The organism is Archangium sp. (assembly GCF_057119385.1).
On sequence record NZ_DBNGVP010000180.1, the window covers coordinates 26077 to 40721 of the forward strand.

At 67.5% G+C, this 14645-nt stretch carries 12 protein-coding genes; 5 read left to right on the plus strand and 7 right to left on the minus strand.

Annotated features, from left to right (window positions below; genetic code table 11):
• Positions 1-65 precede the first annotated feature (65 nt).
• The gene (locus tag AC16DP_RS42050) at positions 66-266 is read left to right on the plus strand and encodes a hypothetical protein (protein WP_329732227.1); all 201 of its coding nucleotides are present in this window, start codon (positions 66-68) and stop codon (positions 264-266) included.
• Positions 267-360: 94 nt separating this feature from the next.
• Here the strand turns inward: AC16DP_RS42050 and AC16DP_RS42055 are convergent, their stop codons facing one another.
• From AC16DP_RS42055 to AC16DP_RS42085, 7 genes are read right to left on the minus strand one after another with little or no spacing between them, the layout of a single operon-like run.
• Positions 361-1515 carry a hypothetical protein gene (locus AC16DP_RS42055; protein ID WP_329732226.1) on the minus strand — a complete coding sequence of 385 codons (1155 nt, stop codon included), beginning with the start codon at positions 1513-1515 and terminating at the stop codon, positions 361-363.
• Positions 1516-1545: 30 nt separating this feature from the next.
• Entirely contained in the window at positions 1546-1833 is a 288-nt protein-coding gene (locus tag AC16DP_RS42060) for a putative quinol monooxygenase (protein ID WP_329732225.1), read from the minus strand.
• Positions 1834-1850: 17 nt separating this feature from the next.
• Positions 1851-2858 (minus strand): aldo/keto reductase, encoded by a 1008-nt coding sequence (locus tag AC16DP_RS42065; RefSeq protein ID WP_329732224.1) that lies wholly within the window; start codon positions 2856-2858, stop codon positions 1851-1853.
• The gene (locus AC16DP_RS42070) at positions 2855-4075 is read right to left on the minus strand and encodes an MFS transporter (RefSeq protein WP_329732223.1); all 1221 of its coding nucleotides are present in this window, start codon (positions 4073-4075) and stop codon (positions 2855-2857) included. Before AC16DP_RS42070 ends, AC16DP_RS42065 begins: the two co-directional genes overlap by 4 nt.
• Entirely contained in the window at positions 4072-4896 is an 825-nt protein-coding gene (locus tag AC16DP_RS42075) for a hypothetical protein (RefSeq protein ID WP_329732222.1), read from the minus strand. Before AC16DP_RS42075 ends, AC16DP_RS42070 begins: the two co-directional genes overlap by 4 nt.
• Positions 4897-4919: 23 nt before the next feature.
• Positions 4920-5594, minus strand: coding sequence for an HAD family hydrolase (locus tag AC16DP_RS42080; RefSeq protein WP_329732221.1), 675 nt, complete (start codon positions 5592-5594; stop codon positions 4920-4922).
• A 17-nt stretch (positions 5595-5611) separates the two neighbouring features.
• Positions 5612-6370 carry an AfsA-related hotdog domain-containing protein gene (locus AC16DP_RS42085; protein ID WP_329732220.1) on the minus strand — a complete coding sequence of 253 codons (759 nt, stop codon included), beginning with the start codon at positions 6368-6370 and terminating at the stop codon, positions 5612-5614.
• A gap of 332 nt (positions 6371-6702) precedes the next feature.
• On the opposite strand from AC16DP_RS42085, the gene AC16DP_RS42090 reads away from it, so the two are divergent.
• The 4 genes from AC16DP_RS42090 to AC16DP_RS42105 are packed head-to-tail and all read left to right on the plus strand — an operon-like array spanning position 6703 to position 14642.
• Positions 6703-8046 carry a class I adenylate-forming enzyme family protein gene (locus AC16DP_RS42090; RefSeq protein ID WP_329732219.1) on the plus strand — a complete coding sequence of 448 codons (1344 nt, stop codon included), beginning with the start codon at positions 6703-6705 and terminating at the stop codon, positions 8044-8046.
• A 22-nt stretch (positions 8047-8068) separates the two neighbouring features.
• Positions 8069-8821, plus strand: coding sequence for an SDR family NAD(P)-dependent oxidoreductase (locus tag AC16DP_RS42095; RefSeq protein WP_329732218.1), 753 nt, complete (start codon positions 8069-8071; stop codon positions 8819-8821).
• On the plus strand, positions 8815-9180 hold the full coding sequence (locus AC16DP_RS42100; protein ID WP_329732217.1) for an acyl carrier protein: 366 nt from the start codon (positions 8815-8817) through the stop codon (positions 9178-9180). The genes AC16DP_RS42095 and AC16DP_RS42100 overlap by 7 nt, the downstream gene beginning before the upstream one ends.
• A gap of 47 nt (positions 9181-9227) precedes the next feature.
• The gene (locus tag AC16DP_RS42105) at positions 9228-14642 is read left to right on the plus strand and encodes a type I polyketide synthase (protein WP_329732216.1); all 5415 of its coding nucleotides are present in this window, start codon (positions 9228-9230) and stop codon (positions 14640-14642) included.
• Positions 14643-14645 lie beyond the last annotated feature (3 nt).

The following is a 14645-nucleotide window of genomic DNA, read 5'->3' on the forward strand; positions in this document are numbered from 1 at the left end:
CCTCGTCACTGCGTGGGGCAGGGCCCGTCTATTCCATAGCAACCCCGTCTTGGAAAAGGATCCCCATGCCCATCACCGCCGCCATCCCTTCCCTCTCCCTCCACGAGGATCACAACCGGGCGCTCCAGATCATCGCCCGCTCCCTGTTCCGCGAGCTGAGGGCTCATGGCTACACGCCCCACCACGTCATCAGCCTCAGCACCGAGCTCATCGAGCTCGTCACCGACGGGTTGAAGGGCGCAATGCCCGAGCCCGGCACCCCTTGAAACATGGACGGAGCCGGCCCGCTGTGGACGTCCCAGGCTTCACGGCTGGGAGGTCCGGCGGCCCGGCCCTTGGATCCGCGGCACGCCAGCCCGCTCAGGGCAGCCCGTACTGGAATCCCACGGAGACGGTGTTCGCCACCCCCTCCGAGCCAAGCCACTGACGGGAGTAGTCGAGCCCCAGACGCAGGTTGTAGCCGGAGAAGAAGTGGGACACGGACACGTCCAGGCCCCGGACGTCCGAGAGCTGCGGCTGGAGGCGGCTCGCGAAGGCTTCTTCCCAACGGAGCCCGAGCTGCGTGCGGCCGGCACCGAGCTTCAGCGGGGGAATGTACGCGGCCGTGATGGCATAGGCCCGCTGGTAGTTCCGGTGCTCGTCGTAGTGGTAGTAGGCCAGGTCGAGCGTGGCCGTGCCCATGCTCCCGAAGTTCTTCTCCGCGAACAGGTCCGCCGTCACCGCCAGGAGGTCATCGACCTGCTGCGACACGGGCGCGTCCGCCGGCGGAGGAGGCGTGCCCAACGGAGGACCGGGCGTCCACGTGCGCCCGTCGTGCTGGTACTGCATCGCCACTCCGAGCGCGAGCACGTCCTTCTCTCCGAGGTAGGAGCTCGACACGAAGTAGCCGGGTTCACGGCCCAGGAGGCTGACGCTCAGGCGTCCCGACAGGCGCGGGCCCGCGTCGCGGTTCTCCAGCTGGTGCACCATCAGCTGATACTTGAACAGCCCCTCGGACAGGGAGCCCCAGACGGAAATACCGGTGTCACGCCCGAAGAGACCGTTCTCTCCGCCAACGCGGCGCACACCGCCGTAGAAGCCCGGGTAGTTCCAGATGAGGTTCCGGAACGGGCCGCTGAGATTGAAGCGATCGAAGGGCACGACGAACCGGCCCACCCAGATCTGCAGCGGGTCGGCCAGCTTGAACATGCCCACGGCGTCGAGCACCCGCACCTGCGCGGAGTCGAAGCTCTCCGCGGAGCCGACCCCGCTGAAGGCATACGAGAACCACGGGGTGAGCTGCCCGCTCACGCCCGGAACGGCCAGGATGGACTCGAAGCGGTAGTCATCCAGGAAGGCGTCATGCTTGCCCTCGGCCAGCGTGTTCACCCGGACCTGGAGGTGAAAGTCCAGCGGAGACGGCTTGGGGGCCGGGGCCGGCTTCGCCTCCTCCGCCACCGCTGCGTCGAGCGGAGCCATCAGCAGCGCCATCATCGCGGGAACCGTCAGGCTCGTCATGGCTCGAATACGATTCATGGACACGGGCTTTCTCCGGGGAGCAACGGTTCAGATGGTCTTGAGCTTCATGACGTGGGTCTGATCCATGAACCCCTTCGCGAAGTAGGCCTTCGTGTAGTCCTTGTTCATGTGCTCCCGCAGTGCTTCCCGGCTCTTGAAGATCTCCCACAGCACGAACCTGCCGGGGTTCTCCAGGTCCTCGAGCACCTGGAACATGATGCAGCCAGGCTCCTTGACGGTCTCCGCCACCACCTCTCGCAGCGCGGCCTTGAGCTCGGCTTCCTTGCCGGGCTTCGCGCTGATGAGCGCCGTCATCTCCAGTCGTTCATCCGTCATGGAATGTCCCCCGCTTGTCAGCGGCCGATGCCCTGCATCGCCGCTTCCGGGTAGCGTGCTCCCACCACCTGGCCCACGTCGATAGCACTGGAGAGCCGGTCGACCTCGGCGGTACTGAGATGGACAGAGCCCGCGCCGAAGTTTTCAATCAAATACTTCTCCCTGCGGGTGCCGGGAATGATGTGGATGTGCTCCCCACGCGCAAGCACCCAGGCCAGGGCAATCTGTGATGGAGTGCACTTCTTCTCGGCCGCGAACGCCTCGAGCTTCTCCACCAGGGCGAGGTTGCGGTTGAAGTTGTCTCCGGCGAAACGTGGCAGGAACTGCCGGGCATCCCCGCCCTTCCTGACGTCGTCGGGCTTGAGGGTCGCGGTGAGCAGGCCCCGGCTCAGCGGGCTGTACGCCACGAAGGCCACACCGAGCTCCTTGCACGTGGGCAGCAGCTCGGCCTCCGGGTCTCGCGACAGCAGCGAGTACTCCGACTGGACGGCGGCAATCGGGTGGACCTCGTGCGCCCGCCGCAACGTCTCCACGCTGACCTCGGACAGCCCGAGCGCCCGGACCTTGCCGGCCGCCACCAGCTCGGCCATGGCCCCCACCGTCTCCTCGATGGGCACCGACGGATCCCTCCGGTGCACGTAGTAGAGATCGAGGTACTCCACGCCCAGCCGCTCCAGGCTCCGGTCGCAGGCCTCGCGGACGTACTCGGGGCGCCCATTCACGCCACGAGCCAGGCCCCCTGCCCCGTCGCGCACGATGCCGAACTTGGTGGCCAGGAACACCTTCTCGCGCGGAACGTTCTTCACGAAGCGCCCGAGCAGACGCTCGTTGGCACCGTTCCCATACATGTCGGACGTGTCGAAGTGCACGTATCCCAGCTCGAGGGCCCGGGAGAGGATCCGGAGGTTCCCGGCCTCGTCCGACGGCCCGTAGAACTCACTCATGCCCATGCAGCCGAGTCCCACCCTCGGCACGGTGCGCTTGCCCAGGGTTCCCAGTGGCACGGTCTTTCGAGTCTCAGTCATCGCTTCTCTCCCATGAGTCCGGCGCCGGGATGGACGGGACTCGATTCGAGCTTCCGAGAGGAGCCGAGCGCGCCGAGCACGAGTGTGCCGAGCGTCGCGGCTCCGGCGGCGGCCATGACGCCCTTCCAGCCCCAGCGCTGCCAGACCGGACCGAGCGCATAGCTGCCGAGGCTGCCACCCGACAGGCAGCTCAGCAGATAGAGCGACGAGGCCGCCCCCATCTGCCGCGGCTGGATGGCGGTGGTGACGTCGTAGAACACCGCGGGCTGGCAGGCGTACACGCCGGTGTAGAGCACCAGCACGCCGAACATCACCGCGAAGACGTTGTGGAACACCAGCATGATGCCGAACGAGGCGAGCACCATGACCACGCCCGCGCGCACCACCCGGTTGACGCCGTAGGTCTGCGCCAGCGCTCCGGCCTTGGGCGCGATCACGGCGCCACCAACGCCGGCCAGGCTGAGCCAGCCAATCTGCCCCACCGTCAGGCTGAACGGCGGTTTGACGAGGTAGAACGTGAGGAAGGTCAGCGTGCCCAGGTAGGCGAAGAACAGCAGGAACCCCGCCAGGTAGCGGCGGATGATGTGCGGCATGGTCAACAGCTTCAGCGTCCGCGCGTACTGCCCCGCCAGCGAGGGCTTCTCCCCGGGGATGGGGAGCAGGACCCGGGCGCGGAACAGCGCGACCGCCAGCAGCAGGACCGGCACGCTGTAGCCGATCATGGCATGACGCCAGCCGAAAGAGCCGGTGAGGATGCCGAGCACCGTGCGGCCGACAATCAACCCGGTGACGGTGGCGCTCAGGCACAACCCCAGGTAGGCGCCCGCCTTCCCCTGGGGCGCGATCCGCGTCATGTACGGGAACATGGGGCTGACAAGCCCCGCGGCGAACACGCCAATGAGGCTCATCCCGACGTTGAAGATCGTGAAGCTCGGCGCCAGCCCGCACAGGGCGACGCTCCCCGCCAGACCGAGTGCGCTGAGCATGGCCATGCGGGTGAGGTTCATCCGGTCCGTGAGCGGCCCGAGCAGGAAGAACGCGATGGCGTACGCCAGGCTGCAGTAGCTGAACGAGACGCGAACCGCGGTGGTCTCGATTCCGAAGTCCGCACCGATGTTCTGGAAGATGGGTTGCACCATCACGATGGAGCCCAGCGCCAACAGGATGGCCGCACACGGCGTCAGGGCCGCCCACTTCGTGCTCTTGTCATGGGTCATGGCTGCCCTCGGGTATCGAGCCCCTCGAAGGGGGAAGGTCCGGACTTGAGCTGGGCGTGGACGTCGCCACCCAGACCGTGATGGCCAATGGCGCCCCCGAAGCTCATCTGGGGGCTCATCCACAGCACGATGACGTCGATGATGCGATTGGCGTCCGGGCCCGTGGGGAACGGGTTGGGCATGCGCGCGAAGTAGGTCGCACGCCCGTTCGCGTCGGGGATGAACACGTTGGGGATCCCCAGCGGACCGGGACGCTGGGGATCATTGGGCCGGATCTCGTGCCGGCGCAGCGCCATGATGGTGTACAGGCTGTGGGGAATCATGCCTTCGAACTCGAAGGAGAAGTCCGCGTAGGTGTCCGCGACCTCCACCGTCATGGTGCCCCTGGCCTTGCACCACTGGCCGAGCGTGATGGGTGACGTGATCTTCCGGCCATCCATGGGCCGGTAGTCCGGAATGTACGCCTCATGGAGCGGGAGCGACGGGCGCACGATGGAGTGTGCGTCCGGCGCCTGCTCGGGCGCGAAGACACACGGGTAGTTGTTGCACGCGAGCGGCAGGGACACCGTGTAGAGCACGGCATCGCTGCTCGCCAGTTCATCCGAGGACAGGTACCGGATCACCTTGTACGGGAGCAGCTTGCCGAACTCGGGCACGGGGCTCTGTGCCGAGACGATGGCCGCACTCCACTTCATCGTCAGGTCTTCCTGGATCACGTTCCCGATGACGATGAAGTTCCCATCCTTGTCCATGATTTCACTCGGTGGATAGGGAGGGCCCTGGGTGGTCAGCTTGAGATTGGACGTGTGTGTCGTGGTCATGGCTCGTCTCTCGTCCGTGCCGCTCAGTGCCCCGCCAACACGCGCCAGTTGCGCTTCCGGGCGACCTCGAGCATTCCCGGGGAGTCCCCCACGACGACGGGGTTCCCGACCTTCTCCATGAAGCAGAGATCGGAGACGTGGTCGCCGTACGCGAAGCAGGAGTCCAGCGGGATGCCGCGCCCGTCGATGTAGCGGAGGATGGCGTCCCACTTGCCGTCCCCGATCACCTGCTGCAGCAGCCTGCCCGTGTAGACGCCGTCCTTGACCTCCAGCTCGGAGCAGATGAGCCGGTCCGCGCCCACGTACTCGCGGATGGGGCCGAGGATGTCCTCGAACGACCCGGAGACGAGCACGAGCTCCGCGCCACGCTTCCGGTGCTCCTGCTGCTCGGAGTACGCGGCTTGGACGAACATGTCACCCCGCGCCATGAGGTCCTGCATCCACGTCCTGGCGATCTCCCGCAGTTCCGCCTGGGAGATGCCCGCGAACATCTCGTAGAAACGCCTGTTGAGCGCCACCCGGTCCGCGGTGGGCGTGTTGCCGTCCTTGATGGCCTGGAACTCCTTGCGCTTCTGATCCACGCTGGGATTGGCCGCGTAGGGCGACTCGTACAGGAAGTAGTCCATGAACGTGATCATGCTCTTGAAGCGGATCAGCGTTTCATCGACATCCGAGAACACGATGTACTTGTTGGTCATTGCGGTGGGGCTCCTGCTCAGGCGTCGACTTCGTTGATGGGAGAAAGGCTGGGGGAGTGCTTCACGAGCGCCATGCGGGACAGGAGTCCCTCACGCGCGCTCAACAGGGCCTTGTCGAAGGCCGCGTACTTGATGACGCATTCGGTGATGGGCACGCCGACCTGGAAGAACTCGACCTTGATGTCGAGGAACACCGACCCCGACTGGCGCGTGTCACCGCGCTCCGCCAACACCTTCATCGTGATGTCGGTCGGCAGGGGGAAGCCGAACGTGTGGTACGTGATGTTGTACTCGTTGAGCACGAAGTAGTAGGGGCGGCCGATCTGCTCCAGCCAGAAGCGCTCGGTCGCGGCCAGCAGCATCTGCCGCGATGCCTCGAAGAACACCACGCCCTGGAGGTGGTGACCCGTGACGTGGTCGCTCATCTCCGCGCAGTCATCGTCCAGCACCAGGTGGCAGCGATACAGATCCGCGGCCTCGTCCTTGTACGGCGTGGTGATGATGGTGTTGTAGTTGAAGTGCTTGTGGGTGTACTTGCCCGGGCACCGGTCGCGGATGCGGGCCTCCTGGATGGTGACCAGGGAGCGTGCGGCGCTGCGCTGGATGCGCTCCTCGAGCAGGCCCAGGCGCTCCAAGGAGACGCCCTGCCCCACGATGAGGGCGTGCGGCCGGTGGACCGCGTTCTTCTCCAGCAGCTTCTCGAGGTTGGAGACGGTCATCACCCCCGGGTTCTCATTGGAGAAGGTGACGAACTTGTCCCCCACCACATGAAGCACCTGCGTCGTGTCCCGGCCGAGCGACTCGGGTGGGCGAGCAAGCGGACCAGCGCCAGCGCTCTCTACTGAGGCGCCGCCAGGCCGCGGATGAACCGTCTGGGAGGAGGAATGAGGTTGTTGATCAGATGGGAGCATGGGGCCTCTGTTGATGGAGGGGACCCGGCGGGGTTTGTGACGACATCTGGCCCGCCGAAAGCGCCTCTCCTGCGTTGAGGGACTGAGCGGAACTTTGTGACGGCGTCTTGCCGCGCACCGCGAACATTCCGCTGCTCCATCACATCGTCGGCATCTCCACTCTTTCGCTTCGTCTCTTCAAAAAGGGGTGAGCGAAGATGGCCGATGTACAGTGGTTGCTGGAGCGACTGGAGTCTCACGGCACGCGGCCCGCGATGATCTGGGACGATGCCGAGGTCACGTACGCCGCGCTCGTGCGGCGGGTGAACAGCTGGCTCGCGGAGCTGAAGGCGCGCTCGTTGGAGCCGGGTATGACGGTGGCGCTGAAGGGGGACTACAACCCCGAGACCTGCGCCCTGCTCATCGCCCTGGTGTTGAACCGCAACATCGCGGTGCCGCTCGCGCCGACCGTCAAGACATTGAAGGAGTTCCTGGAGATCGCCGAGTGCGACGCGATGTTCGAGTTCGACGGCACGGAGTTGAACGGGGTGACGCGGCTCACGCCCGCGACACAGCACCCGCTGAACGCGCAGCTCAAGCGCCAGGGCTCTCCGGGCCTCATCCTGTTCAGCTCCGGCTCGACGGGGAAGAGCAAGGCGTCGCTGCTCGACTTCGAGAAGCTGCTGCGGAAGTTCCAGAAGGCCCGCGCCGGGTCGCGCACCTTGAGCTTCCTGCTGCTCGATCACATCGGCGGCATCAACACTCTACTGCATGTGCTGACGTCGGGCGGGACCGTCGTTCCGCTGCGTGAGCGCTCGCCGCAGGCGGTCTGCGGCGCCATCGCCAGACATCGGGTCCAGCTCTTGCCCACCACCCCCACCTTCCTGAACCTGCTGCTCATGTCGGAGGCGTATCGCCAGTGCGACCTGTCGTCGCTGGAGATGATCACCTACGGCACGGAGCCCATGCCGGCCGCCACCCTCAAGCACCTCCACGAGGTGTTCCCGCACATCAAGCTCAAGCAGACCTACGGGCTGTCGGAGCTGGGCATCCTGCAGACGAAGTCGAAGGACGACGCGTCGCTCTGGGTGAAGGTGGGTGGTGACGGCTACGAGGTGAAGATCGTCGACAACATCCTGTGGATCCGCTCCGAGTCGGCGATGCTCGGCTACCTGAACGCGCCCTCCCCTTTCACCGAGGATGGCTGGTTCATCACCGGCGACGCGGTGGAGGTGGATGGCGAGTACATGCGCATCCTCGGCCGCAAGTCGGAGCTCATCAACGTAGGCGGTGAGAAGGTCTATCCCTCCGAGGTGGAGAGCGTCCTCCTCCAACTCCCCAACGTGGCGGATGTGACGGTCATGGGCCGGCCGAGCCCCATCACCGGCCATGTCGTGGTGGCGAGGGTCGTGCTGCGCGAGACCGAGGACCCGATGGCGCTCACGAAGCGGCTGCGCCAGTTCTGCCGGAGCCGCCTCGCTCCCTACAAGATTCCCGTGGCGGTCGAGGTGGTCCAGGGCCAGCTCCACGGGGACCGTTTCAAGAAGGCTCGGGCTGCCTAACACGCATCAGGAGAAGTGAATCGTGTCTACCAACGCAGAGAATCGTTCCAAGGTCGTCATCGTCAGTGGAGGCAGCCGCGGGCTGGGCCAGGCGCTCGTCACCGGCTGCCTCGAGCGGGGCTACACCGTGGCCACGTTCAGCCGCTCGGAGAGTCCCTTCATCAAGACGCTCACCCAGCAGGATCCCGAGCACGAACGCTTCCTGTGGGAGCCGGTGGATGCGACCGACCCCGCCGCGCTCAAGGCGTTCGTGAGCCGGGTGGCGTCGGCCTACGGCCGGGTGGACGCGCTGATCAACAACGCTGGCGTGGGCATCGACGGCATCCTGCCCACGATGCGCACCGCGCAGATCGAGCAGGGCATCGACCTGAACCTCAAGGCCAGCATCTACCTCATCCAGGCGTGCTCGAAGCAGATGCTGCAGCACTCGTCGGGCTCCATCATCAACATCTCCTCGGTCAACGCGGTGCGCGGGCACTCGGGGGTCGCCGTCTACAGCGCGACGAAGGCCGCCCTCGATGGCCTGACGCGGAGCCTGGCCCGCGAGCTGGGGCCGAAGCACATCCGCGTGAACTCCGTGGCACCGGGCTACTTCGAGAGCGAGATGGTGGCCGACCTCACGCCCGAGGCCAGGCAGCGCATCATCCGCCGCACGCCCCTGGGCCGCCTGGGCACGGCCGACGACATGGCCCATGTCGTGCTGTTCCTCTTGTCACCGCAGGCTTCTTTCATCACCGGTCAAACCATTGTCGTCGACGGGGGTATCACATGCTGAATCAGGTTCCGAGCAAGCAGGAGATCCAGAAGCTCATCGAGGAGAACATCCGTCAGATCCTCGAGGAGAAGGCCCTCCATGACGGCGAGCTTCCCGAGATCGGCCTGGAGGACCGGCTCGGTGCCGAGCTGGGACTCTCCTCCCTCGACCTGGCGCAGCTCGTGGCCACGCTCGAGATGCACCTGAAGGCCGATCCCTTCCAGGAGTTGGTGCCCATCACCAGCATCCGCACCGTGGCCGACCTGTGCGGCGCCTACGAGAAGTTCTTCTCCGGCGACACGACCGACCAGGACCAGATGGACGCGCTGCTCGCGAGCAAGCGCCGCGCCGAGGCCCGGCGCAACAACAACCGGTCCTGATCCACCTGCAACTCCTCCCCCACTGACTTCGCACGAGACACACTGTTATGAGCGGCTTTGACAACCTGAAGGGCGTCGCAATCATTGGCATGGCGTGCCGTTTCCCTGGAGCCAAGGACCTCGACGCGTTCTGGAGGAACCTGTGCGAAGGCAGGGAGTCCATCACCTTCTTCAGCCGGGAAGAGCTGGCTGAAGCGGGTGTGCCCGCCCACCTCCTGGACAACCCCGGCTTCGTTCCCGCCTCGCCCTGCATCGAGGGCGTGGATCAGTTCGACGCCGGGTTCTTCGGTGTCACCGGGCGCGAGGCGAGCCTCATGGACCCCCAGCAGCGCCTCTTCCTGGAGGTGGCGTGGGAGGCCTTCGAGGACGCGGGCTACCACCCCGAGTCCGTCGGCGTCCCGGTGGGCGTGTTCGCGGGCTCCGGGGGCGTGGTCACCAGCTACCTGGCCGCGTACCAGCAGCGCGCCCCGGAGCTGCTCGGGCCCACGGGCAGTCTGCAGCACATCGGCAACGACAAGGACTTCGTCGCCACCCGCGTCTCGTACAAGCTGGACCTGAAGGGCCCCAGCATCAACATCCAGACCGCCTGCTCCACCTCGCTCGTCGCGCTGCACCTGGCGTGCAGGAGCCTGCTCGAGGGCGAGTGCGACATGGCGCTGGCGGGTGCCTCCACCATCCGCTTCCCGCACAAGAATGGCTACGTGTACCAGAGCGAGGACATCCTCTCTCCGGACGGGCACTGCCGCGCCTTCGACGAGAAGGCCCAGGGCACCATCTTCGGCAGCGGAGTCGCCACCGTCCTGCTCAAGCCCCTGCGCGCGGCCATCGAGGATGGTGACCACGTGTACGCGGTCATCAAGGGCAGCGCCATCAACAACGACGGCGGGCAGAAGGTCAGCTACAGCGCGTCGAGCGTGCCGGGCCAGGCGACGGCGATGCTCGAGGCCATGACGGTGGCCGACATCTCGCCCGACACCCTCGGCTACGTGGAGTGCCATGCCACCGGCACCACGGTGGGAGATCCGCTGGAAGTCCAGGCGCTCACCCGCGCGTTCCGCACCGGCACCCAGCGCAAGGGCTTCTGTGGCATCGGCTCGGTGAAGACCAACGTCGGCCACCTGGAGCAGACCGCCGGCATGGCGGCGCTCATCAAGACGGCGCTGACGTTGAAGCACCGCCAGATTCCGCCCACCATCAACTTCGAGAAGCCGAACCCGAAGCTGGGGCTGGCGACCAGCCCCTTCTACATCCAGACCGAGCTCACCGAGTGGAAGGCCAGCGCCGAGCATCCGCGGCGCGCGGGCCTCAATGGCCTCGGGTTGGGCGGGACCAATGCCTTCGTGGTGCTCGAGGAGGCGCCGGAGCAGGCGGCGAAGGCCCGCGCCCCGGTGGACCGTCCCGTCCACACGCTCGCGCTGTCGGCGCGCGGCGAGGCGGCCCTGGCGCAGAGCGCGGAGCGTTTCGCCCGGTACCTCGCGTCCCACCCCGGCGCGGAGCTCGCGGACGTCTGCTACACCGCCAGCACCAGCCGCTCGTACTTCGGGCACCGGCTGGCCGTCTCCGCCAGCACGGTGGAGGAGCTCGCGGCTCGCCTGGCGAGCGTGGGCGGGGAGACGCTCGCGCCGGGCGTGGCGAAGGGCAATGGCAAGGCCCGCCCCGTGGTGTTCCTGTTCACGGGACAGGGCGCGCAGTACCCGGGCATGGCCGCCGAGCTGTACCGGACGCAGCCCGTCTTCCGCGCGGCCCTGGACGAGTGCGACACCCTGTCCCGGCCGCACCTGGACCGGCCGCTGCTGAGCGTGCTGTTCGCCGAGGGTGAGGACGCTCAACGGGTGAACGAGACGGGCTACACCCAGGTGTCCCTGTTCGCGGTGGAATACGCGCTGGCGATGCTGTGGCGCTCCTGGGGCATCAAGCCGGACGTGGTGATGGGCCATAGCGTGGGCGAGGTGACCGCGGCCTGCGTGGCGGGCTGCATGAGCCTGGCGGACGCGCTGAAGCTCATCTCGCACCGGGGCCGCCTCATGCAGAGCCTGCCGCGCACGGGCGGCATGGCGGCGGTGTTCGCCTCCGAGGAGAAGGTGCTCGAGCTGATCGCTCCCCACGGAGAGCGCCTGTCCATCGGCGCGAGCAACGCGCCCGGCAGCACCGTCGTGTCCGGCGAGAAGGCGGCGCTCGCCTCGCTGCTCCAGACCCTGACGAGCCAGGGCATCGGGTTCAAGGAGCTGGTCGTCTCCCACGCCTTCCACTCGGCGCAGATGGACCCCATCCTCGACGCGCTCGAGGCGGTCGCCGCGGGGATCCGCTTCCGCAAGCCGTCCATCAAGCTGGTGTCGAACCTCACCGGCACCTTCATGGAGGAGGCCCCCACGGCGCGCTACTGGCGTGACCACGCGCGGGGGGCCGTGCGCTTCGCTCGCGGCATGCAGACCCTGCGCGAGGCCGGTTACAAGCTGTTCCTGGAGGTGGGGCCGGGCTCGAGCCTCCTCGGCCTGGGGCGGCAGTCCGTCACCGACGAGCCGGCGCAGTGGCTCGCGTCGCTCAGCCGCCAGAAGAGCGACTGGGAGGTGCTCTCGGAGAGCCTGCGGGCCCTGTACGTGGGCGGATACGCGGTGGACTGGCGCGGGTTCGACCAGCCCTACACGCGCCAGCGCCTGTCGTTGCCCACCTACCCCTTCCAGCGCAAGCGCTACTGGGTGAGCGAAGCGCGCCCCACGAGCACGGCCCAGCGCAACAGGAATGGCCACCCGCTGCTCGGTGAGCGCCTGCGCTCCACGCTGAAGGAGGCGCAGTACGAGGCCCACTACAGCCTGGAGGAGCTGGCGTACCTGGATGACCACCGCATCTTCGGCCTGCCGGTGCTGCCCACCACGGCGGCCCTGGAGCTGGTGACGACGGGCGCTCGCGCGCACTTCGGCGTTGACGACGTGGAGATGGGGAACTTCCTCTACCGCGAGGCCATGGTCCTCCCCGAGGACGGCAGCCGCGTCGTTCACCTGGTGATCTCTCCCGAGTCGGAGGAGCGGGCCACGTTCAAGGTGTTCAGCACCGACGAGCGTCCGGGCGCGCCCTGGATTCATCACATCGACGGGGAGCTCAAGCCCCGGCGTGGCGCGGGCGGCGAGCAACCGGCGTCCCTGGCGGCCCTGCGCGAGCGCTGCGCGAAGCAGATTCCCATCGACCGCTACTACCCCGCCATCCGCGCCATGGGCCTGGAGTACGGCCCGGCATTCCGTGGCATCCAGGAGCTGTGGCAGGGAGAGGGCGAGGCCCTGAGCCGTGTCCGCCTGCCGGAGCACGTATCGGCCCAGCCCTACACGCTCCAGCCCGCATTCCTGGACGCGTGCCTCCACATCTACGCCTCGCTGGCCGAGGCCCATGGGGACTTCACCGTGCCGCCGGAGGACCTGCAGCGCACGTTCCTGCCCATCAGCATGGAGCGATTCCACACGGCCGGCTCGGGTCTCCGGGAGGCCTGGGTGCATGCGGTGCGCCGTCCGGGTGCCACGCCGGACATGATGGTCATCGACATCCGCCTGTACTCCGAGAACGGCCGCCCGCTCGCGGTGATGCAGGGCCTGCAGGTGCGCCGCCTCACGCGGGAGGACATGCAGCCCACCGCGACGGTGACCGATCCGCTGCTGGACTCCATCCACCAGCGGACCTGGGAGGAGCGTCCCGCCCTGGCGCCGGTGCACAAGGAGAAGGACGCCCTGCCGGACCGCTGGCTCATCTTCGCGGACCGGGGCGGCGTGGGAAGCGCCCTGGCGGAGCAGCTCCGCGCGCTCGGGGAGAAGTGCCACCTCGTCTATCCGGACCTGAGGCTCGTGGTGGGAGACCGCCGCAAGCCCCTCGCCGCCGACGAGCCGGGACTCTTCCACCTGTTGCTCCGCGACTACTTCGGCGTCCCCGGCATCTCCTACCGGCACGTCGTCTACCTGTGGGGGCTCGACGCTCCGTCCATGGATGGGCTGACGCTGGAGAAGCTCGCCGGCAGCGAGGGCGGGCCGATTGGCAACGCACTGCTGCTGATCCAGGCCGTCTCCGTCGTGAACTCGGTGACGGGTGCCGCGCCACGCCTGTGGTTCGTCACACGCAACGCGCAGAGGCCCACGCCAGGCCCCGGCTCCGTGGACGTGGCGCAGGCGCCGCTGTGGGCGCTGGGCTCCACCATGGCGCTGCGCCATGCCAACTTCTGGGGCGGCATGGTGGACCTGGAGCGGCGCGAAGCGGGCAATCCCTCGGCGGACGCCTCGGTGCTGCTGGCGGAGCTGTGGGGCTCCGACGGCGAGGACCAGGTCGCCCTCCGCGGCGGCAAGCGCTTCGCCCCTCGCCTCACCCGCGCGCAGAAGCCCCGGCCGGAGCAGCAGGGTGCGCTGTTCCGTGGCGATTCGACGTACCTCATCGCCGGTGGACTGGGCACGACCGGTCTCCAGCTCGCGGAGTGGATGGTGAGCCAGGGAGGGGCCCGGCAGCTGCTCCTGGCCGATGTCCGCGCCCTGGACGAGGCCAGCACGAAGTCCATCGAGGCGCTGAGGAAACGCGGCGCGAAGGTCACCGTGTCCCAGGCGGACCTCACGCTCGACGGCGACGTGCAGCGGCTGTTCGGGGAGCTGAAGGCCCTGCCACCGCTCAAGGGCATCTTCAACTGCGTCGCCACGCGGCAGGACGACCTGCTGGACATGATCGTCTGGAAGAAGTTCTCCGGCGGGATGGCGCCCATGACGAAGAGCGCCTGGCTGCTGCATCAGCACTCGCGTGACCTCGCGCTCGATCACTTCGTGCTCTTCGGCACGGTGCTGAGCTGGCTGGGCTCCGAAACGCGCACGAACGAGGCCGCGGGCAGTGCATTCGTGGAGGCACTCGCCCAGGCCCGCCGGGCCATGGGGCTGCCAGCCACGGTGGTCCACTGGGGCCCGTGGGAGATTCCCGGCAAGCAGCTCGCCGGGACCGAGACCTCGCACGGGGTGCAGACCCTCCCGCGCGCGCACGCCATGGAGGCGATGGACTACGTCCTGCGCCACGGCCTCGAGCACGCGGGCGTCACGCTCACGGACTGGTCGGCGTGGATGCAGCAGTACAAGCTGGGCACGCCGGCACTCTACTCGTCGCTGGGCAAGGGCGGCGCCCGTCAACGGCGCGCGCCACGGGCCAGTGAGGATCCGCGTGTCCACCTGCAGCGCATCCAGATGACTCCCGAGGGCGAGCGCCGCGGCGTGATCATCGAGATCGTGCGCAAGCAGGTGACGGACATGCTGGGCGCGGACGAGCTGGTGGACACCCAGGCCCCGCTGGTGGACTTCGGTCTGGACTCGCTCGTGTCGGTGAACCTGGTGAACCGCCTGGAGCCCGCCCTGGGCGTGCCCGTGTCGCTCGCCAAACTGCTGCAGGGGGCCAGCGTCGAGAGCCTGGTGGATGACCTGTTCCCGGCGCTGCGCACGGTGGCCAGCAAGGCGGCCTGAGCC

Coding starts and splice junctions, on each gene's coding strand:
- AC16DP_RS42050 (WP_329732227.1), top strand. CDS start 66: ATGCCCATCACCGCCGCCATCCCTTCCCTCTCCCTCCACGAGGATCAC.
- AC16DP_RS42055 (WP_329732226.1), bottom strand. CDS start 1,515: ATGAATCGTATTCGAGCCATGACGAGCCTGACGGTTCCCGCGATGATG.
- AC16DP_RS42060 (WP_329732225.1), bottom strand. CDS start 1,833: ATGACGGATGAACGACTGGAGATGACGGCGCTCATCAGCGCGAAGCCC.
- AC16DP_RS42065 (WP_329732224.1), bottom strand. CDS start 2,858: ATGACTGAGACTCGAAAGACCGTGCCACTGGGAACCCTGGGCAAGCGC.
- AC16DP_RS42070 (WP_329732223.1), bottom strand. CDS start 4,075: ATGACCCATGACAAGAGCACGAAGTGGGCGGCCCTGACGCCGTGTGCG.
- AC16DP_RS42075 (WP_329732222.1), bottom strand. CDS start 4,896: ATGACCACGACACACACGTCCAATCTCAAGCTGACCACCCAGGGCCCT.
- AC16DP_RS42080 (WP_329732221.1), bottom strand. CDS start 5,594: ATGACCAACAAGTACATCGTGTTCTCGGATGTCGATGAAACGCTGATC.
- AC16DP_RS42090 (WP_329732219.1), top strand. CDS start 6,703: ATGGCCGATGTACAGTGGTTGCTGGAGCGACTGGAGTCTCACGGCACG.
- AC16DP_RS42100 (WP_329732217.1), top strand. CDS start 8,815: ATGCTGAATCAGGTTCCGAGCAAGCAGGAGATCCAGAAGCTCATCGAG.
- AC16DP_RS42105 (WP_329732216.1), top strand. CDS start 9,228: ATGAGCGGCTTTGACAACCTGAAGGGCGTCGCAATCATTGGCATGGCG.